The following is a 20,393-nucleotide window of genomic DNA, read 5'->3' on the forward strand; positions in this document are numbered from 1 at the left end:
ATGGGTGCGTTGACAGTTCTTGTGGCTCCGCGGGGTCTGGCCGCCGGAATCCGGGACTCGCTGACCGATCTGTCGGGATTGGACCTGATCGGCCCCTTTGTCTGGATCGAGCCCCGGATGGTGACTGGAACAAGCATCGGTGGTGTCCTGGTCGCCGATGGCGCCCAGACTGGCATCACCCTGCAGGGCATGGCCGGAGAAGAAGGGTACAGCGCCATTCGGTTGTGCGTACTGGTACCCGGGATGGCCTCGCAAGACCAGGTCGACGTCCGGACCGGGCAGGACATTGCGGAGTTCCTGGAGTCTTCGATGGGAGGACGCCAGGTCCTCCGCGTCCGGATGGTCATCACACGGGCCGGGGAGTCCAAGCAGATAGAGGGACTTGCCCAGGACGGCTGGCATAATCTGGTGCTCGCTCCCGAAGAATCCGCAGGGCCCGGCATCGGCCAGAAACTTCTGTATTCCACGCAGGACCCGCACGATTTTGGTGTCCTCGCGGCATCCGCGTGCGCTTCCGTTCTCGGGCTGTGGCATGGCAGCCAAGGAACGCCGTTGGATGGGCAATCCCCCCTCCCCGGGCAAAGCGCTTGTCTGGTGCGGGCCTACCACCGCCAGCTCGACACCTCGGCGGTGGAGGAAATGCTGAAGAAGGAGGTAATTTCCACGCGGCAAGGGCTGCCGCTACCGACCCATCACGGCGGATCCACCACCTACATCGAAGACCATGGACGCGCGGCCCAGGCGATGTCGGACAGCCTGTGGGCTAAACATCAGGGTGTTCTGCGCGGGCCCCGTGAGGCCAGGCGGGCGGAGACTCCGAAGCCCATCGGCGCATTGGAAGCGCTCAGGATGATGTTCAGTTTCCTGCTGGCCGCACTGAAGGGCGCGCCCCGGAGCTGGGCCAACCGGATCGCGACGAGAGCCAAGTCCCAGGCCGCCGCAGCAGTTCACGGTGCCGTGTTCGGCTCTGCCCCGTCCCAGTACACAGTGATGGTCGACGGCGTGACTCCCCATGGCCTTCCGGTCTCGTGGCTGGATGTCCGCGACGCCGCCGTGACGTTGGACAAAGCCCTTGGGACCTCCGGGATGCAGGATGACCATGAAGCCGCCGCAGATCTGTCCGCGGTGTGGCGGGACTATGCGGCCGGTGCCATGACCCTGGCTGATGCCGGCGAGCGGGTGGACGCGCTTCCGCCGGTCCAGGTAGGTACCCAGCGGGCCGTGCTTCGGGGACCGGAAATGGCCGTCCCGGGTTCGGAGGCCCGATTTGAGCAGATTCCACCACATCTGGCGGCTGCCATCGAGCTTCACTCCGTACGCCCCTTTGATGTCCTGGGCACCTTCACCATGGAGCAGCGCCTTCAGCGCGCGGCCGATGATCCGGCCCTGGGCTTGTCTGCCAGCCGGACGGTGCAGGAACTGCGTGGCTGGAAGGCACAGTTCGAGGACACGTTCGCTGCGCGTGTGGGCACACGGATCGGCCAGAGCCTCATGGAGGTCCAGAACGAGGTTCAGCGCCTCCTCACCCAGATCCGCGACGCGGCCTCAGCGGACGGAATGATGGGCAGCGTCATGGCGAAGCAGAAGAGGCTTTCCTGGTGGATGAAGATCCTGGTGGGTATTTTGATCGCCGGGGTGGCTGTTATCGCTGTTCTGTTCCTGACAGGCGTGCTCACCGTTGCCGCCGCTGCGATCGCCGCTACCACGCTGGTTCTGGGCTGGTTTGCGGCCGCCTTGGTCACGTTCCTCAGGGGCCAGCGGGACCTGTTCCGGCTGCTGAACGCACGCAAGCAGCTGATCAGTGACGACGAGGTCTCACGCAGGAACCTGCGGCACGCACTTCGCGATCTCCGCAGGCTGGGAGGTGCTTACAGCCAGTTTCTCGCCTGGTCCGACATCATCGGTACCGTGCTCAACGAGCCATTCGGCCGGGCGGGCGCAACCGGAACCGGACGGACTCCGGCGGTCGAAGGACTTCCCTTGAATGTGCGGGTCGGCGCGGCCGCGGTTGACCAGCAGGTTATCGGCCTCGCGGCCGCTGAACTGCGCCGTGATCTGTTCAGCGTCGGTTGGCTGACAAGGTCCTGGGAACTGGCCATTCTGAACGCCGGCCGCCAACTTGGGGTGCGCGGTTACGAGCTGACGGGCCAGCCTGACTCGATCTTCCGCCAGCCGGGCGACGGCGAGTTGTCACTCCTGCCGGACTGGATTCGGATTCTGGACGGGCGCGGCATCGACCCGGCCGCCGGCGAAGAGCTGTGGGCAGGAGCCCTCAACAGCCTGGAAGGTCACAGGGCGTCCACAGCGGCGGGATTGCAGTCCACTGTGGATGAGGTCCGCGGATCCAGCCAGGTTCAGACATCACTTAGCGAATTCATGTCCGGAATGCAGGATTCCGGCGCCGGCGCAGTGTCCCAACTCTTTGACAGTGCTGTCCTCACGGATGTCGGCCGCAGCGCCGGTCGGGCCGCCGTAGACCGCAGCAGCAGATTCCAGAGCAACTCGGGTCTCAGCCAGCAGCTCACGCTTGTCCAGTTCAGCGCGGGGATTCCCGAACACGAGTTTCTGATCTCGAAAACGACCATAGACAAGGACTGGTGGTCAATTCCCGCAGAGGATCCTTTTGACCCCACCGACCCCCCGGAATTCGTCATGCCGACGGGCCCCACCTTTTGATCCCCCGATCGAACCTGATTCCCCTTTCGCCGACCGCCAGGATGGGCGACCCCGCAGGAGATGTTGATGACTGACAAGAAGTTCGAGGCCCGTTACCTGGCCCTGACGTTGTGGGCCGCAGATGCTGAGGCCCGGGGATTCCGCGTGCCCTGCCCTGGGGATCTGGCATCGATAGCAAGGGCGAAGACCGTCGACGTCCCCGGCGTGGACGCTGACCTGGTCGGGGCCTGGCCCAAGGCGATCAAGGAAGTCATGAACCAGGTGGCATTCAACATCGCCGAGCCGCACCGGCAACTGGGTCCCGAACTTGATGAGCCTGAAACCGATGCCGGGCGAAAGCCCGCAACGGAGAGCAGGTCCGATCCATCGCCGGTGGTCGGACCGGGAGCGCCGGCGGCGCCCGAGGCGCAGCCCCGAACGCCCGAGGCGAGAGTCCTCGAAGCGCTCAAGGCCTGGCGTGACGGCGAAACCGCGAACGGCCGGTCGTTCATTTCAAACCTGAAGGAGTCGCACCTCCATCAGGTGGCCAACTCCGGGGTGACCACTGCGGAGGACATCCGAAGGATGCTTCCGCCCGCAGCCGGACGGTTCGCGGACGAGGTCGCGGACGTCGTCGGGGAGCCTGATCCGGGAGCTTCCCCAAGCGTTCCCGCCGTCGAGGTTCCGGTTCCGACCGGTCCAAAGGGAACGGTTCCGGCCGAACCCAAGAGCGTGCCGGCGGCCGAGCCGCCGGTCAGGCAGCCTGCCCCCGCTGAAGCCGGCCGGGCGCCGGCCGAGCCGATAGATCCAAAGTCCTTTGCTCAGTTCGAATATGGCCCGTCCACGCTGAATCCGGTCGCGCTAACCATCCGACGGGACGGCGACGGTGCCCGGCAGTATTCGTGGCCACACAGCGGATCAGATCAGCCGATCAAGATCTACCGGGTGATCTCGAGCGATGACCACCCGCCCTATTCACCCGACCGGGCAGACCTCGTTTGTGTCGCGCACAGCGACTCAGCCGTGGATGGCAGGCCGCTCGGAGCCGCTGTCCGGCACCTTCAAGTCTGGCTCAACGAAGGACCTTCGATCGAAGCCGCGGTGGCAGCCCAGCCCACCCTGCATGCGCAAGGTGCCTTCGTAGGCGAGGTCCTCGGCGTTAATGTCACGGAGGATGAGGGGCGGATCATTGGACAATGGTCGGCATTGCCCGGTACGCGAAGCGTCCAGGTGTTCCGGATTCCGATCGAAAAGGCGGCCACCGCGGGAGGAGACCCGCAGTACCGGATCCTGGCCGAATCAGACAATCTCGGCGGATTCGTTGACGCGCGCGCCGAACGGGGATCCCATTACCTCTACCAGGTCTATGCGGAAGCCGTTGTGGACGGCGTCGCGCGGTTGTCGAGCCCCGCCAACAGTTCACTAAAGGTCTCAGCGGTGCTGGAGCCGGTCTCGGACCTGGAAATCCGGCTCAGCTCCGATCCGGACATACCGTACTTCGAATTGGAATGGAGCGCACCTGCGGGCGGAACGGTGTCGATTTACCGCACCGAACTGCCGCCAACTTCAGGCATCGAGTTGGAGGCGTTGTCCGCTGATTCTTTGGTGATCAACGGTTTGACGGACGAATCGAGGCTGTCGCATCCCATAGCGCTTTCACAGGGGCGGGCCTCGATGGTCAGCGTTCCGTGGCCGTCGGGTTGGACCAGGGCATACTTCACACCTGTGACTCTGCTTGACGGCATGGCGCTCGTCGGAGGCACGACCTTCAAGTCGCGCCGGGAAAAGGTCCGTAATCCCAAGATCCTGGAGCGCGTCAACAGCCAGATCCTCACCTTCGACTGGCCGGCCGGTGCAGCGTCGGTGCTGGTGTATCGCGGCCAGACAGGGGACAGACCCGGAGCTGGCGCTGGGCGGAGATCCACTGGAAATCACCCAGGCGGACTACCAGCAGCGTGGGGGATTGCATTTCCATGACCAGCTTCCGTCCATGGGCTGTGACCTTCACCTGGTGCCCGTCAGTTTCGAGGCCGGCAGACGCGTGGCCGGGGCGCCAGCGACGGTGGCGTATCCGCCGATATTGAGGCTCGGCTACCAGATCGGGGTCAAGAAGAGCCTGCTCGGTAAGACCAGCGGTCTCACCGTCAGCGTCCATGCGATCGATTCGACGCCGTCCATGCCTCCTTTCGTCCTGGTGTACAACCGCGAGCGGCTCCCCCTGACTGTTCTCGATGGGGTCGCCCTGAGCATGGTCAGTGATGGGGATGAGGCAACCCCGCCGGCCCGTCGATTTGTTCCCGATACCAATCCTGGGCCCGACGGGTCCCGCACCTGGAAAACGGAGCCCGAGGCATGGTCCCGTGAAGTCAGTCCGACCGAGGGCTATGTCCGGCTGTTCGCCGACTTGCCGGTCGATGTCTTGAGGATGGTCGCCCTGCTCGATCCGCCGCTTCGGTCATTGCGGCTCGCCGGCCCCGTGAACCCCTTCAAGGGGATGTTCGATGGGCGCTGACGGGGGCAAGATGACAGTGGAAAATTCGCCCAAGGGTGTTTCGCGGTGGGCGCAGCTCACGTACGCCTCATTTGACCCCGGGAACGGTGCCGGAGGCGGATGGCAAGTCAAGGACACCGCCGGAAACCTGAGCCACGACGAAGTCGAAGCCCTGAAATCCCGGATCGTGACATCATTTGATCCTGCTGTCCCGTTGAGCGCGTTTCCGAGTCCCGCGGAGCTGGAGGCAATGCCCCGGAGACTGACGTACATCGCCGACGGCGGGGGCCGGGGTTCCTACTGGCACAGCGTCATGGCCGGCCGGGATTCCACGGGCCGGCCCGGGAACGTTTTCAGCCACGTGCTGCTGGACCGCACCATTGACGCGGCCGAACCAGCGATCAGGCCCATTGAATTGTGGCGTTCGCCGGACCTGATGTGCCCCTTCGGTCCCGAACAGGTTGCCAGGTCCGGACTGGCCAACACCGGGCAGCCCGTCTTTGGGGCTGGATTGAGCCGGGAGACTGTCCTGGAATTCCTCTTCGACCCCGGCCGCTGGCGCATCGGGCTGCTCAGTGTGCTGCTTGACGCGGCGTCGGCAGCGCTGCGCGGGGGACCCCGGATAGTCCTTGTTGCCGACTCTGCGGAATCGGCTGCGCTTTGGATCGGTGCTTTGGCAAGCCTGACGTCCCCGAGCACCGCCCGTTGCCTGAGTTTCTCGGTCTACGAGAGAGCCGGTGCCCTGGCGACGGTCTTCGAACGGGGCGTACAGATAGCGTGCGTGCCGCGGAGCGACGTGCCGGACTTGAGCCCGGACGCCGGCTACGCGGTTCTCGATGAGCGCGAAATGCCGGACCTCGGTGAAGTGGGCGGTCAGCCGCATGAGACCCAGGCCGGATCGCTGATCGTTGCGACGGCGTGGTCAGAACTCGCTCAGTCGGTGCTGCTGAACGCAGCTACTGCGGCTGCGGCTTTGGCTGAACTCGATGACATTTCGGCCCGTGTTGGGGATACGGGCCGGGAACCGGCCTGGCCTCTTGCGATGGCAGTTCTCAGGCTTGCCGAGCTATTTGGCGATCTCCAGGATGAGGCCGCTGCTGTGGTCAAGATGCATTCTCCTGACGCTCTGCGGCACGACGAGCAACTGCTTTCCTTGGCCCTATCGAGTATGGGCAGGGACAACGGCGGCGGGGCTGTTCAGGCTTGGGGCGATCTGCAGCGCGTGGACGTTTCCCCGTCCATCCGGGACACCCTGATAAACGTCTACATCGCGCGTGCCCTCGACGATCCTGAGTGGAGGGCCCGCACAGGGCCCATGCCCCTCCCACCCGATTACCGGCCCGAACTCGCGACGCCGGAATTGCGCGCTTCCGCCCGTCAGGCCGTTCTCGGAATCCGGACCCAGGTCTTGGCGGAGCCCCGACACGACTCGCTGTACGGGGCGTTGCGGTTCCTTGATTTCCTTTGCCGCGGCGGGTTGGCAGATCTCTGGGACCCGGACGATGACGTCCTTGCCGAGGCCACGACGCAAATTCTGGAGTGCGTCGTCTCCGCCGTGATAGACGACGACACCGCCGCGGCGGCCATGGTGACCGCCGTCGGCCAGTTGTCGCCCCGGCTCTGCAGATCCATTGTCGCCGCTGTAGGAAGCACCGCGAGATTCCACACCTCCGCGGCCGGACACCGCATCCCGCCGCCCTTCTGCGACTGGCTCCTGTGGGCGGCCGCGCCCGCTGAGCTCGACCGATTCTTCCGGACCGTGACGGAGACCTCGCAGATTCCGGAACTTCTCGGCGAAATTGCAATCTGGCAGTGTGTATCCGGCCAGGGAACATCGGAGGGAGCGCGGCCGATCGCGGCCATGGCACTGATAGCGGACGACCCCAGCAGCCCTCACAACCGGTTGTGGGACGCAGTCTTCACGTCGGCCCCCGCGTGGAGCGCCGGCGAACTGCTGGTGATCGAGCGTCGCTGTCCCCGGTATCTGCCGGGGCAAACCTTTGTGCCGGCACTCGTGCTCGAGCCGCGATCCGGGACGCTGGATCAACTGGTGGATCTGATCGAGAAGGAACGCGGGGACGGCGACGGCGCCGAAGTCGATTTCGCGCGTCTCAGGCTTGAGTCCCGCGGGGGGTGGACGACGAGATATGCCGAACAGCTTCCCGGCGTTGCGGACTGGATGATTGAGACGGTCCAGGCTGCGCTGGAGGCGGTCCACCCGCGTAGCCTGCCCCCGGAGGTGACGGATGCCGTCGTCGTCGCGGCAGCGCTGGTTTCCGGGCATCGTCCGGGCGAGTATGTATGGCCATCCTTGGTGCGGAACCTCGTGGCCGGCTACAAGCCGGAGCCGGAGGCCCGGGCCGTTGGCATCTTGCAGGACTGCGCAGACCAGGGGCTTCTGGGCGGGCAACTCCTCCAGCGTCTTGCAGAAGTTGCTCTGGAAAATGCGCCCGGCTATCCGGATCCGCCATCCGCGCAGCGGCATCCGCTGTCCGGTGTGACCTGGGATCCGGGTGACGGGCCGGTGCCGTTGTTGGAGGTTCCACTGCGCAGGGTCCTGGCAACATGCCACGCGTCCACTTCCATGGCACTGTCCGAGTCGCTCGCCGCCCGGCTCTGGCCGAAATCTTCGGAAGCGATGACCGATCGCCGTGCAGAGAAGGCATACGACGACCGGGACCGGTTCCTGCGGTCCTGGTGGAAATCCTTGGTTGAACCAACAGCAAGCCCAAGGCCGACATTTCTGGGTGCCCTCAGGCCCGGAACAAGAAAGGATCGCTAATGCCCACATATTTGCTGGAGGGCACGAATGAAGTCCGGCTCACCGTCCGTCCCCTTAACATGACAGTGCGTGTCGAGGGCGGGGGCGTGGAGGCCTGGCTGGAGGTGACGCAGGGTGGCCGCTCCGTCCCGTCCGTGGTCCGGCCGCCGAGCATGGTCATCCTGCCCAGGGTTGAGGCCGCGACGACTGTCTCCGTGATTCCGACTGGCAGGGATCGTTTCCCGTCACAGACGGTTGTGCATTTTTCTGTTGCCGTCGAAGACCGGGAATCGGGGGATCCGCAACGAGCCGTTCTGGTTCCGGTCGATGTTTCAGGATTGGACAGGAAGGACCTGGTCTCGGTCGAACTGGTCGACGGAGCATTGAGCCTCAGGGCTGCCCAGAACAAGGAGGATTCCGATCTGGGGGCACTCGGAAACGCGGCACGTGTCGCCGCTCGCGAATTGCTCGGTGTGCAAAGCTTCGATGACGGTGCGGCCTTAACAATGAATATTGCGGTGGACCGCTCGGGTTCGGCGTTGCATTTGGCCAGGAACGGAACGTTCGCCGGACTGGTCCGAGTCCTGACCGGTGTCGCCCAAGTGATCACGAACGGTACCGATATTTCCGCTGGGATCATTGGGAACTCGGCGGAGCGGCTCCCCTCGCAGCCTCTGGTGGCTCTTCCCCAGTCGGTACAGGACGCACAACTTAGCCGCATTCCCTCGAACGGCTTCCGGTCGGCGTCGCGTCTGCCTTGGACACAGCCCGATAATTCGAACTCCCTCACCTATCTTCTGACGGACTCGCTGCCGGCAGACGTCGTCGAACTGGAAACCGCCGAGCAAGCGGCACCGGGCCGGCGGCACATCGTCGCCGTCACGTCCCCCGGCGTCTGGCGGCTGCTGGGCGGTACAACCGTTCACAGTACTGTTGTTGAGCCGCCCGCGGGGGACGAAACGCTGGAAGCCAGGCTTCTGGCCGACCCGGCAGAATTACGCGGACTCGTAACTTCGCTATTGCAAAGCGTTTTTGACCGTGACACCGTTTTCGCTGAAAGGACCGGTCTGTGACGACCCGATGCCCTTCGTGCTTCCAGCGATTGCCCGAAGACTCCTATTTGTGGCTCTGCCGCTCGGGCAAATGCCCCACCTCACCCGACGATGTGGCCAGCCGCTACATGGGGAAGACGGTCAGCAACGGCCCTGCTGTGCGGCAGGACCGACCTCCGGCGGCACCCCGGGGCTGGGCGCCCACGGCACCGGTCCAGTGCCCCCAATGCCACGAGATTGCACCGGAGGCCTGCCCGCATTGCCACCAAACCCTCATTGAGGGATGGCGCGAAGCAAGCGCTACCTGCATCGCCATGAATGGGGCACGGGCCACCGGAAAATCCCTCTACATCGCCGTCCTCATCAAGCAATTGGGCCACTTTATGGCCACGATGAACGGCACAATTCACTTTGCAGATGCGCGAACGCAGGAAACGTACAAAAACATATACGAAAAGCCCCTATTTGAAGCCCGTGGACTGATGCCGGCAACCCCACCCGCCGCTACGCACGATTCGTATGTGGTGGAGCCTTTGATCTTTAGCCTTGGCATCCTGAATGGGGTCAGGAGATACCTGGTGATCCGTGACGTGGCAGGCGAGGACATGGAAAAGCCGCCAGCAGACACGATGCCATTGGCTTTCCTGCGGCACGCTGACGGTGTCTTCTTCATGTTTGACCCGCTCACCGTTCCGGACATCCGCGCCAAGGTGCAGGACCTCATCCCGGCGCAGCTCCGCCTGGGCGGGGATCCCAACACGGTCCTGAGCAACCTGCTTAACATCATCGGAACGGCGACGCCGCCGCTGGCCGTCATCTTGTCGAAGTTTGATGCAATGCAAGAGCTCCGGAATGTGGATGATGTCCAGTGGCAATCAGTCATGTCCAATTCCGGTGCGGCCTTCCTGCGGGACCCAAGCCTGGAGTCCTCCAAGTATGACCAGGACGACGGCGAACTCCTGCACGAAGAGGTGCGCAGCCTGCTGCACAAACTGAACGCACGGCACCTGGTCCTGAGCCTGGAGAATCCGGGCGCCGGCCAGCGCATCCCGTACAGGTTCTTTGCAGTTTCCGCACTCGGCGAGTCACCGTCAGGCGACGCCGTCCACTCACGGGGAATCGCGCCGTTCCGGTGCCTTGATCCTGCCAAATGGGTACTAAGCATGACGGGTGCCATCTAGCCATCCGCCGAGTCCGGAACCCGCGTTCAGCCGCGGTGGGAGGAATGGTCACAGTGAATCTGGGCATGTGGGCCAATTTCGCGATTCAGTCCGGGCTCATCGCGGTCCTGGCTGCCAGCCTTTTCGGCGCGATAGCCGGCTTTGGACTGGCCTCGATCGGCCGATTCAGCCGCACCCTTGGAGTCGCGGCCGGCATCCTCGTTCCGGTGCTGGGCGTGGCCATCCTGGCGGCAGTCGCGGTCGCGAGGAGGGAGCGCCGGTCTGGTCACGACACCGCCCTGCCGTGGCAGTGGAAGAGCCGCAGCGGCATTGTTTCCCTGGCTAGCCTCGCGGCGCTCACTGGCGTCGTTGCGGTGACGGCCTTTGTCGATTGGTTCGTGGTCCGGATTCCCGGGGTCTCGCGGATCAGCGTTGGTGCGTGGGGAACGGTGCTCGGCGGTGCCGTAGTGGTCACGATTGCGCTCATGATCCTTGGGGGCCTGCCGCTGCTCAGGCGTCCCAGCCGGGGCTCTGCGATTTTGCTGGCGTGGGTCGGCAGCACCTGGATGTTCCTGGCCGGTGTAGCCGTCGCGCTGCGTGCGCCGGTTGTGGAACTGGCCTCTTCCCTGGGTGCCCTGAAGTTCACGGTCGCGGACGCGTTGGGGGCGTTGAACCTGGATGCGGGCGCGGTGGGGATCGACTTGCCGCCAACGGTGGACCCCGCCATGCTCGGGCTTTCCGGTGCCAGGGTCGAACCGGGCGCCGTTGATTTGGCTGCCCCCATCCAGGGGCTCCAGTTTGAGATCGGCCCGGCGTGGTATTGCCTGCTTCTGTTCTCCGCAGGACTCCTGCTGTGGTCTTTTCTCGTAGTCCGGCAGGCCGACAGGATAGCCCGCCGCCCTTCACCGGGCGGCTCAGGCATGGACCGTCAAGCTGCGGCCGGACCGGAAGCTCCGATTCCGGTCCGCCCGCTCAGCTGGAGCCAAGAGCGGTCCAGCGACGGATCGTATTGGGGTACCGGAAACTGACAGGCGAACCTGTCAGCGGTCCAGCATTCCACCCTGCGGAACAACCCCAACGGAAGACGTCTGCGGCTGGAAGTCACCGGGAAGCTCCACCGCGGAGGCGTGGTGGACCAGGCGGTCCCACGCGTGATTGATGCCGTGGACCAGCCCCAGCAATGTGCTGGCCACGATGGCCCAGGCGAGGCGCCCGACGCCCACCAGGACCAGCGCCGCGAAGGCCGCCGTCATCATGAAGAGGGCAATCACCAAGGCAACCACGAGAGTTCCAAAGAACACCATGGTTGCCGTTTCCACTGCGCTTAGGTCGAACTGCATTGTTCCCCCTGATCATCACCTTGGCTGAACCGCTAGCCCCGAGCGTAGGGGGACTGTGGTGGATGCAACTAGGGTCTTGGGGCCGTGGCGCGGCCGTTGATACGGGATCGAAATACTACTGGAGAGTAGGTCACGGAGCGGTCGCGGAAACAACGCGGGGTCATCTGCGGCCCATGTCACGGTCCGCGATGGGCCCGGTACGACCCCGCGTTGGATTAATGCGGCCGGGGGGCTGCGTTAACCTTGTAGTTGGCAGTCTTCTTCGAATCCGCTGCCCGACAACATCCCCAAGGCAGCCGAAGGAGAGTGCATGTCCCGCTCCGCCGTGTCCTCTGCCGACGCCATCAGCGCCCGGCTCCGGGACCTCGAACTCCTCATCAAGGGACCAGCCTGGGCGCTCACCCGCTCCGCGCCCTGGGTGATCGCAGTGCTTCAAGCCTCCTTCACCCGCATCAGGCCGCAGCTGCCGCTGGAACAGTTCCACGCCGACGTCGACGCCTTCCTCGAGCAGCTCCGCCGCCAAGGCCCCGGCACGGCAGAGCAACAGGGCGGCCCCGCCGGCGGCGCGCCCTCAGGGAAGAAATATGCGGACGAGTGGACCCGGAAGAACTTCCTGACGCGCCGTAACCAGTCCGGCCAGATCGTCTACGAAGTCACCGAGCCCGCGGCCCGCGTCCTCGCATTCCTCGACAGCCTCTCCAGCGAACGTTCCACCCTCAACGGCTCCCGGCTCGGCACGCTGCTGGGCGACGTCGAGAAGCTCGCCAACGAGACCAACCCGGACCAGAGCGCCCGGCTGGAGGCCCTCGAGGAGGAGATCGGTGAACGGCGCCAGCTGATCGAGGACATCAGTTCCGGCGACTTTGACGGCCTGCTCGACGACGACGAGGCGGTGGAAGCGGCCGGCAACATCCTGGATCTCGCGGCCAGCCTGCCCGCCGACTACAAGAAGATGCGTGACCGGATCGAGGAACTCGTGGGGGAGCTCCGCAACCAGATCATCGAGGAATCCCTCAGCAAGGGCGCCACCATGGCCCAGGTCCTGGAGGCGGACAAGCGGCTCCGGCAGAGCCCCGAGGGCAGGACCTTCCGCTCCTTCACCGCGTTCCTGGAGGATCCGCAGCAGCAGCTGAGGTTCCGGTCCGCGATCGGCGAGGTGCTCAGCCGGCAGTTCGCGGACGAGCTCAGCCAGGACGAACGCGAGACCCTCAAGAACCTCGTGGCCGAACTCCGCACCCAGCACAGCCAGATCCAGCGGATCTACGGCAAGCTCAGCGAAAGCCTGAACACCTACGTCCAGAGCGACGATTTCCGCCAGTCGGTACGGCTCCGCAAGGTCCTGCGCGAGGCCGAGCAGGCCATCCGGTCCCTGCCGTACGAGCGCGAACGCCCGGGCCTGGTCCGCGGCCCGGTACTGTTCAATGCCGGCTTCGAATCCCTCGCGATGGTCAAGCTCTTCGACCCGGACGAGTTCGCGGCCCCGCCCAAACTCGCGGACCCGATCGCCTTCAGTGACTCGGACCGCGCGCGCTCGCCGCGAACCGGCAAGGCCAGGCCGGAGCTCATCCGTGCCGCGGTGGCGGGAGCCTCCTCCCTTTCCGAGGCCTGGAACCAGCTCCCGGTCGAGGAGCGCCATATCAACTCGATCCGCGCCCTGCTCTCCCACGCCCTCCACGACGGTGCAGGCTTCGACCGCGAAGCCTGGGAGCCCATCGACTTCGAACAGATAGACGGCACCACCCGCAGGGCATACCTGCCGGTGGTTACGCTCAAGAAAGATTGACGATGACTGAATTTTCGCCAGAAGCAGCGGCCGCGGAGCCTGAACACACGCACGCCGACCCGTTCACCGTGACCCCGCGGGACACCTTCGTGGACGGCGCCGCGCTGTTTCCGGGGGACACCGGCGTGCTCCCGATGAAGGTCCGCCAGGCCCTCGTGAAACTCCTCAAAGGTCCCTACGTCGACGGCGGCCGCGACGAGAAGCTCTGGACCACCCTGCTGGATAACCAGCTGATCCTGCGGAGCCGCCTGTCCGAGGTCTTCCTGACCCTCCAGCTGGATCACGAACGCAAGGTGGCCGTGCTGCGCCCGGTGGATCCCGAGGCGATCGGCGGCAGCACCCGCTCCAGCATCCTGCGCCAGCAGCGGGCCCTGAGCCGCGTCGAAACGATCGTGCTGCTCCGCCTCCGGCTCCTGCTGGACCGCCATGTCACGGCCCAGACGGACCCCACGATCACGCGCGAGGAAATCGCCGAACTCGTGGCCCACTACCAGCCGGCCGGCCAGCAGGACGCCCTGCGCGATTCCGATGTCGTCAACCGGGCCATCACCAAGCTCCTGGCCCGCCAACTCCTCCTCACCACCGGACTGGACGAGGTCTACACCATCTCCAACGCCCTCCCCCTGGCTCTCCCCTTCGAAAACATCGGAGACATCCCGGCCCAGATCGAAGCCCTCGTGGCAGCCAGCACCGACCAGGCAGGCACCGAACCGCTCCTGGAGTTGGACGTCGATGTGGCCGCGAACACCGAGGCGGATGACACAGAGGACGACGACGCCGATGCCGCCCCGGGAGTGGCATCGGGCCTGTCGGAGCCGCGCGCTGAGCTGATCGAAGATCAGCTGCGCGGCGCAGGGGCGGGGGCGGCGTCGTCGTCCACCAACGCGGCCGCGGAAGGCGACCACACTGACGAAGCGGAGGCAGCCAAGTGAGCATCGCAACCATGCTGCCCATCGGCGACCTCACCAACCCCGGCCAGATGCGCCTGGCCCTAGTCCAGGTGGTCAACTGGGGCACGTTCCATGGCGCCCACACGATGCACGTGGACCGCAACGGCACCCTGCTGACCGGTAACTCCGGCGTCGGCAAGTCCACGCTTTTCGACGCGATGCTGCGGGTCTTCGATGCCCGGCCGCGCTCCAACGAGGCAGCGGCCCAGCGTGCCGGCGGTGCGGTGGAGGACAAGCGGACCACGTTTACCTACATGCGCGGCAAGGTGGGGGACAAGGCCGTCGGAGAGGGCTCGGCGAGTGCCTTCCAGCGCCCCGGCGCCACCTGGTCCGCCGTCGCACTGACCTTCGACAACGCCGCGGGCACAAGGGTGACCGTCTCGGCGCTGTTTGACCTGCCCAAAAACGGCACGGAGTCCAGCGTCGGCCGCTACTACCTGATCGACAACAGGCCGCTGGACCTTGAGGCGCTCGAGGTCATCGCGGAGAAGCGGTTCACCAAGTCCGCCCTGGACGCGATCTTTCCCGATGCCCAGGTATTCGACGTCCACAAGGCCTTCGCCGAACGCTTCCGGCGGCTGCTCGGGATCAATTCCGACCAGGCCCTTCCGCTGCTGCGCGTGATCCAGGCCGGCAAGGGCCTGGGCGGCAGCGTCAATACCTTCTTCCGCGACCAGGTCCTGGATGCCCCCGCCACGCTGTCCGCCGCGGATGACGTAGTGGAGGAATTCAGCAACCTCATGTCCATCCGGCAGCGCCTTGAGGACGTCCGGCAGCAGCGCGACCAGCTGGCCCCGGTCCCCGGACTGAACCGGGAATATGCCCAGTCATTGCTCGACGCGAACCGGCTGCGGGACCTCTCGGGTGGGGAATTCGAGGCCTACAAGCAGCGGCTCGCGGTCACGGTCCACGAGGAGACACTGGAACGCTACCGCGGGCTCGCGCAGGCCAAAGCCAGGGAACTCGGCGCCGAACGCGGCATCCGCGACGGCCTGGCCAAGGAATTGCGCCAGCTCGAGGCGGACTACAACAACCAGGGCGGGAATGCGATCTCCGCGATCGAGCAGTCGCTGGAGAACGCCCGGGTGGGGCTCAAGCTCCGGCAGCAGGTGGAGGAATCCGCCCGGACGGCGCTGTCCGACGCCGGCCTGGAACTTCCGTGGTCGGCGGCCGGCTGGGAGCAGGCCCATGAGCAGGCGGCGGCACGCTCGGCCGAACTGAAGGACGATTCGGAGGCGCTCAAGGAGCTGCGCTTCGAGGCGTTCGACGGTCACGCGACCAGGAAACGCGAACTTGCCGCGGCCCAGCAGGAGCTCGTCTCGCTCAAGACACGCAAGTCCCTGCTGCCGCCGTCGAGCATTGAAAACCGCAGCGCCATCGCCGCCGCCACCGGCGTCCCAGAGGAGCAGATGCCGTTCGGCGGTGAGCTGATCGACCTCGCCGAAGGCCAGGAACAGTGGCGGCCCGCCGCCGAGCGCGCACTGCGGAGCCTCGCCACGACGCTGCTGGTCCCCGGCGAGCACTTCGCCGCCGTGACCCGGTACCTCAACGACCATTCCGTCCGCGGGGCGCTCCGCGCGGTGGACGTGTCCAAGCCGCTCGCCGGCGGAGCGCTGGCCGTCGAGGACGTGGCCGACGGCGAGCTGCTGACCAAGCTGGGTTTCCTCACCGACGCGGCCCCCCACCCGGACGCGCTGGCGGCGGCCAGTACCTGGATCCGGGAACGGATTGCCCTCGACTTCGCCTACCCCTGTGTGGAGGACCCGGACGAGCTGGCCAGGCTGGACAAGGGCCTGAGCCTGGGCGGCGTGGTCAAGCGCAACCGCCACACGGTGGAGAAGGATGACCGTTTCACGTCCCGCCAGGACTATGTGCTCGGCTTCGACAACGCCGCCAAGCTGGAGCTCGTGGCGGCCCAGGTCGAGGACCTGCAGCAGGAACTGGCCAAGGCCGCCGAACTGGCGCAAAGCCGGGAAGAATCGCACCAGGGCATGACCCGGCAGCTCGAGGCCCTGCGCCGCGTGGCCGATGACCTGCGCCCGTGGGAGCAGGTCTCGGCCGCCGTGGCCGCGGATGAGCTCGCGAAGATCGAACAGCGGCTCAAGGATGCCCTCGCCGCCCAGGCCGACCTCGAGCCCCTGCGGGCGAACATCGAGGCGGCCCGGCACAAACACCAGTCCAGCACCGAGGCTGCCGCCGTGCTGCAAAGCGAGTACAAGGCCCTCGACTCCCAGCTGACGGCTGCCGATTCGCTGCTGGACGCCGCGCGCGCCCGGCTGGCGCAGTCCCCGCCGTCGGACTCCACCGTCGAAGCGCTGGAACCGTACTTCGCCGACGCCGGGGACCTCCGGGAGATGCACGAACTGGACAACCTGGCCAACCAGGTCCGCACCCGGCTCCTCGCCGAACTGCACGTGGCCGAGTCCCGCGGACAGGCCACCTCCGAGCGCCTCACCCGGATCTTCGAAGGCTTCGTCCGCGAATGGGGCACGGCGATCTCCGCGGACCACGGCACCTCGATCGGCGCCGCGGGGGAGTTCGAATCCCGCTACCACGCGATCGTCAGCGACGGGCTGCCCGCCCAGGAGGCCGAATTCCGGCAGTTCTTCAACCAGCGCACGCACGAATCCTTCAGCACGCTGCTGCACCTGCTCGATGAGGAACGCCGCTCCATCACGAGCCGGATCCTGCCGCTGAACGGCATCCTCTCCGAGGTCAATTTCCATGAGGGCAGCTTCCTGGAACTGGATATCAAGCAGACCCTGCCCGCCACGGCCAAGCAGTTCAAGGACGCCATCCAGGCTGCGCTCAAGGTCCGCCACAGCCGGCCGGGGAAGGCGCCGGTGCCGGCGTCCGGGCCGGGGCAGGACGACGACGCCGAGCTCACCAACCGCTACAAGTCGCTCGAAACGCTGGTGAAGCGGCTGGGTTCGCAGACCCCGGAGGACCGGCGCTGGCGTGCCGAGGTGCTGGACGTCCGCGGGCACCTGTTCATCCAGTGCAAGGAGCACCGCGAGATCCAGGGCTCGAAAAAGGGCTCAGGGAAGTCCGAGGTCTTTATGCACGCGGACACCGGCTCGATGTCCGGCGGCGAGCGGCAGCGGTTCACGGCCTTCATCATGGCCGCGGCGCTGAGCTACCAGTTGGGCATTGCCGAGCAGGGCTTCACCACCTACGGCACCGTGATGATGGACGAGGCCTTCGTGCTGGCCTCGGAGGAATTCGCCGGCGCCGGCATCAAGGCGCTGCACGAATTCGGCTTCCAGCTGCTCCTGGCCGCGCCGGAGAACGTGATTGACCTATCCCGGCACCTCGGATCGGTCACGGAGATCCTCCGGGACAAGCGCACCAACCGCTCCGGCGTCCTCACATCCCCGGTGATCGGACCGCGTCCGGGATCCGAGGGGACCTGGCGTTCCGAGGCCAACCCGGTAGACATCGTCCTCCGCTGACCCGGACGGCGCCCGCTCCGGCCCAAGGCAACGCGGGGTCACTCCGCGCCCATAATCCGCACCGGAATGGGCCGTAGGTGACCCCGCGTTGCCTTGCGACGCCGGGCCTGGTCAGGGGCAGGCCGCCCGGCACTCGTCGATCTGGGCCTGCACGATCGCCCCGTAGCGGGCCACGACGTCGTCAAAATCCCAGCCCTCGAACAGGCCAAACGTCCGGACCGCCTCGCCGAAGCCGGTCATCAGCGCCACCACCATGGAAGCGTAGCGCCGCTCCCGGGTCGTGTCCCCGATCAGGCCGGCGATACTGGCCAGGTAAAGTTCACGCGTCCCGGCGCGGGCTGTTTCCGGGGTGGGGGAATCCTGGATGGTGAACGGGAGCATCGCCCAGGGTTCCCTGAGGCCACGCTCCCGCCTCATGAGCACCCGGAAAACCAGGTTTGCGCCGAGCTCCGCGGCCGGCACCTGCAGCTCAGTCAGGAGCGATTCGTCCGGTTGCGCTGCCGCGAACAGCTTCTCTTTTGAGCCGTACAGCTTCATCACCAGAGCGGCCGAGACGCCGGCGTCGGACGCAATGTCCCGCACTGTCACGGCACGGTAGCCGCGCGCGCCGAACAGCCTTCCGGCAGAGTCGAGGACGGCGTCGCGGCTGGACGGGATCGCGTAGCCCGGGCCTGTCATGCGTCCACCAACTGCTCGGTGGGCGTGTCCAGCTCCAGATCGGCATTGACCGAGCGGTTGTCCACGGCCAGCTTCCGCGCCATCGCCTGATGGGTGAGGGGGTGAAGCATGGTGAGGATGTAGCGGCCGGGGGCGGGCAACGGGAGCGAATACGTGCCGTCGTTCTCCGTCCTGGTGGTGGCCACATGCTCGCCGGTGGCCTGCAGCAGCGTCACAACCGCACCTTCCAGGGGCGTGCCGGCCGCCCTGGCCACGCCGCCGAGTTGCAGCCGGTCGTGCAGATGGAAGTTCTGCCCAAGCGTGCGGCCATCGAAGTCGAACACTTCCGCCATGGGCGCCCATCCTGCCGTATTGGCCACCATCAGGTATTTGCCGGCGCCGGGCAGCGCGACCGAATAGTTTCCCTCGCTGTCCACCCGGCTCCAGTCCACCGGTTCACCGGTGGTTTGCAGCACCGTGACGACGGCGGGCGTGAGGGGGCGGTGGTCTGCCGACAGGACGCGGCCCTGCACCACGAGCTCGCTCGCGACTGGCGTCGGGACCGGAGCCCGCCGGCCGCCCACCGCCGCGGGAATGAAGACAACGGCCATGATCGAGGCCGCGGACGCGAGTGTTGCCATCCAGAAGACATCCTGGAAAGCCTGGAAGGCCGGGAGCTGCGCGGTCCCGACGGTTATGGTGACGGACGTCAGGACAGCTGCGACGGCGGCGCTCGACGTCGAGGTTCCAATCGACCGAACCAGGCTGTTGAGGCCATTGGCCGAGGCTGTCTCGGTGATGGGCACGGCTCCCATGATGAGGGTGGGCATGGCCGCGTACGCGATGGCCGTGCCAATGCTGACAACCGTGGAACCGATGATGACCGAGGCGATGGAATCCCAGAAGAAGACCCGCCCGACGTACCCCGCAATCATGACTGCCGCCCCGGCGATGAGGGCGGGCTGCCCTCCGAACCGCTTGATGATGCCCCCGGATACCGGAGCGAACACCACCATGGCCAGCCCCGAGGGGACCATGCACAGGCCGGCCGTGATGACGCTCAGCTGGAACCCGTAGCCGGTGGAGGCGGGCAGCTGGAGCTGCTGCGTGGTCAGGAGCATATTGGCGAACATGGCAAAGCCGATCAGCAACGAGGCCAGGTTCGTCAGCAGCACCGGCCTGCGGGCGGAGGTGCGCAGATCCACCATCGGCTGGCCGGCCTTGAGTTCATAGGGCACCCAGACAGCCAGGAGCAGCGCAGCGGCAAGGAACAGCAGCAGCACCGGCTCGGAGCCCCAGCCCCAGGATCCTCCCTTGGAGATGGCCAGGAGCAGTGCGGCCAACGCCGCAGAGAGCACCATGGCTCCGAGGTAGTCGAACCGGCCCGGCGTCCGCACCCTGGACTCCGGAACCACCAGCACCACGGCAGCGAGCAGCAGTGAGCCTGCGCCCGCAGACACCCAGAAGATCGATTCCCAGCCCAGGCTTTCGTAAAGTATCCCGGCGAGCGGCAGCCCGAGGGCGCTGCCGATGCCCAGCGTGGCACTCATCAGCGCCACCGCCGAGCCCATTTTCTCCTTGGGCAGTTCATCGCGCATGATGCTGATTCCCACCGGAATCAGGGCCGAGGCGAAGCCCTGCATGGCCCGCCCGATGATCAGCCAAAGAAAGCTCCCGCCGACGGCCGCCAGGACGGAGCCCACCACCATGATGGCCATGCACACCACCATCATCTTCCGCTTGCCATACATGTCCGCGCTGCGGGAAACGATCGGGGTGGCAATCGCACTGGAGAGCAGCGTCGCCGTGACGAGCCAGGAGGCGTCGTCGGCGGTGACATTAAGGATCCTCGGGAAGTCCGGCAGCAGCGGCACAACAAGGGTCTGCATCAGGGCGACAAGGGTGCCGGAAATTGCGAGGACCGCCGTGATGGTCCTTGGTGATCGGGGCAGGGTGCTTTCTCGCGTCATAGGGCTGAACTTTCCGCAGGGAGGGGCCGCTCAGCCAGGTGGTGAACGCGCGTTTACTCTCGTGATGAGTGAACCACTGTTCACCTGGCCGGTGCAATCGCCGGCACCATGTGTTTGCTCAC

13 protein-coding genes are annotated in these 20,393 nt (G+C 65.9%); 10 read left to right on the top strand and 3 right to left on the bottom strand.

The genetic code is table 11. The annotated features are described in order from the left end of the window. The 7 genes from E5206_RS04075 (at position 1) to E5206_RS04105 (ending at position 11,147) form a co-directional block, all read left to right on the top strand. Positions 1 to 2,676 (top strand): hypothetical protein, encoded by a 2,676-nt coding sequence (locus E5206_RS04075; RefSeq protein WP_136321376.1) that lies wholly within the window; start codon positions 1 to 3, stop codon positions 2,674 to 2,676. A 66-nt stretch (positions 2,677 to 2,742) separates the two neighbouring features. Then, positions 2,743 to 4,632, top strand: a complete 1,890-nt coding sequence (locus E5206_RS04080; protein WP_136321377.1) for a hypothetical protein — start codon at positions 2,743 to 2,745, stop codon at positions 4,630 to 4,632. 13 nt (positions 4,633 to 4,645) lie between these two features. Next, on the top strand, positions 4,646 to 5,167 hold the full coding sequence (locus E5206_RS04085; protein ID WP_136321378.1) for a hypothetical protein: 522 nt from the start codon (positions 4,646 to 4,648) through the stop codon (positions 5,165 to 5,167). Next, a complete protein-coding gene (locus E5206_RS04090) occupies positions 5,157 to 7,928 on the top strand; it encodes a hypothetical protein (RefSeq protein ID WP_136321379.1) in 2,772 nt (923 codons plus the stop codon). Before E5206_RS04085 ends, E5206_RS04090 begins: the two co-directional genes overlap by 11 nt. Beyond that, positions 7,928 to 8,980, top strand: a complete 1,053-nt coding sequence (locus E5206_RS04095) for a hypothetical protein (protein WP_136321380.1) — start codon at positions 7,928 to 7,930, stop codon at positions 8,978 to 8,980. The genes E5206_RS04090 and E5206_RS04095 overlap by 1 nt, the downstream gene beginning before the upstream one ends. Positions 8,981 to 9,273: 293 nt before the next feature. Beyond that, a complete protein-coding gene (locus tag E5206_RS19410; RefSeq protein ID WP_240689932.1) occupies positions 9,274 to 10,140 on the top strand; it encodes a hypothetical protein in 867 nt (288 codons plus the stop codon). A gap of 44 nt (positions 10,141 to 10,184) precedes the next feature. Beyond that, entirely contained in the window at positions 10,185 to 11,147 is a 963-nt protein-coding gene (locus E5206_RS04105; protein WP_136321382.1) for a hypothetical protein, read from the top strand. 12 nt (positions 11,148 to 11,159) lie between these two features. Here E5206_RS04105 and E5206_RS04110 read toward each other — a convergent pair whose 3' ends face one another. Then, a complete protein-coding gene (locus tag E5206_RS04110) occupies positions 11,160 to 11,459 on the bottom strand; it encodes a hypothetical protein (protein WP_136321383.1) in 300 nt (99 codons plus the stop codon). Between the two features lie 310 nt (positions 11,460 to 11,769). On the opposite strand from E5206_RS04110, the gene E5206_RS04115 reads away from it, so the two are divergent. Genes E5206_RS04115 through E5206_RS04125 form a run of 3 tightly spaced genes read left to right on the top strand, consistent with a single transcriptional unit; the run spans position 11,770 to position 17,644 of the window. Continuing rightward, on the top strand, positions 11,770 to 13,242 hold the full coding sequence (locus E5206_RS04115; protein WP_136321384.1) for a DUF3375 family protein: 1,473 nt from the start codon (positions 11,770 to 11,772) through the stop codon (positions 13,240 to 13,242). A gap of 2 nt (positions 13,243 to 13,244) precedes the next feature. Continuing rightward, positions 13,245 to 14,174, top strand: a complete 930-nt coding sequence (locus E5206_RS04120) for a DUF4194 domain-containing protein (protein ID WP_240689933.1) — start codon at positions 13,245 to 13,247, stop codon at positions 14,172 to 14,174. Next, entirely contained in the window at positions 14,171 to 17,644 is a 3,474-nt protein-coding gene (locus E5206_RS04125) for an ATP-binding protein (protein WP_136321385.1), read from the top strand. The genes E5206_RS04120 and E5206_RS04125 overlap by 4 nt, the downstream gene beginning before the upstream one ends. 111 nt (positions 17,645 to 17,755) lie before the next feature. On the opposite strand, the gene E5206_RS04130 is transcribed toward E5206_RS04125, so the two are convergent. Together E5206_RS04130 and E5206_RS04135 are read right to left on the bottom strand one after the other, a co-directional pair. Then, positions 17,756 to 18,322, bottom strand: a complete 567-nt coding sequence (locus E5206_RS04130; RefSeq protein WP_136321386.1) for a TetR/AcrR family transcriptional regulator — start codon at positions 18,320 to 18,322, stop codon at positions 17,756 to 17,758. After that, positions 18,319 to 20,271, bottom strand: a complete 1,953-nt coding sequence (locus E5206_RS04135) for an MFS transporter (RefSeq protein WP_136321387.1) — start codon at positions 20,269 to 20,271, stop codon at positions 18,319 to 18,321. The genes E5206_RS04130 and E5206_RS04135 overlap by 4 nt, the downstream gene beginning before the upstream one ends. Between the last annotated feature and the right edge of the window lie 122 nt (positions 20,272 to 20,393).

Source organism: Arthrobacter sp. PAMC25564 (assembly GCF_004798705.1).
Lineage (GTDB): Bacteria > Actinomycetota > Actinomycetes > Actinomycetales > Micrococcaceae > Arthrobacter.

Coding starts and splice junctions, on each gene's coding strand:
- E5206_RS04115 (WP_136321384.1), top strand. CDS start 11,770: ATGTCCCGCTCCGCCGTGTCCTCTGCCGACGCCATCAGCGCCCGGCTC.
- E5206_RS04105 (WP_136321382.1), top strand. CDS start 10,185: ATGGTCACAGTGAATCTGGGCATGTGGGCCAATTTCGCGATTCAGTCC.
- E5206_RS04075 (WP_136321376.1), top strand. CDS start 1: ATGGGTGCGTTGACAGTTCTTGTGGCTCCGCGGGGTCTGGCCGCCGGA.
- E5206_RS04085 (WP_136321378.1), top strand. CDS start 4,646: ATGGGCTGTGACCTTCACCTGGTGCCCGTCAGTTTCGAGGCCGGCAGA.
- E5206_RS04135 (WP_136321387.1), bottom strand. CDS start 20,271: ATGACGCGAGAAAGCACCCTGCCCCGATCACCAAGGACCATCACGGCG.
- E5206_RS04095 (WP_136321380.1), top strand. CDS start 7,928: ATGCCCACATATTTGCTGGAGGGCACGAATGAAGTCCGGCTCACCGTC.
- E5206_RS04090 (WP_136321379.1), top strand. CDS start 5,157: ATGGGCGCTGACGGGGGCAAGATGACAGTGGAAAATTCGCCCAAGGGT.
- E5206_RS04110 (WP_136321383.1), bottom strand. CDS start 11,459: ATGCAGTTCGACCTAAGCGCAGTGGAAACGGCAACCATGGTGTTCTTT.
- E5206_RS04120 (WP_240689933.1), top strand. CDS start 13,245: ATGACTGAATTTTCGCCAGAAGCAGCGGCCGCGGAGCCTGAACACACG.
- E5206_RS04130 (WP_136321386.1), bottom strand. CDS start 18,322: ATGACAGGCCCGGGCTACGCGATCCCGTCCAGCCGCGACGCCGTCCTC.
- E5206_RS04080 (WP_136321377.1), top strand. CDS start 2,743: ATGACTGACAAGAAGTTCGAGGCCCGTTACCTGGCCCTGACGTTGTGG.
- E5206_RS19410 (WP_240689932.1), top strand. CDS start 9,274: ATGAATGGGGCACGGGCCACCGGAAAATCCCTCTACATCGCCGTCCTC.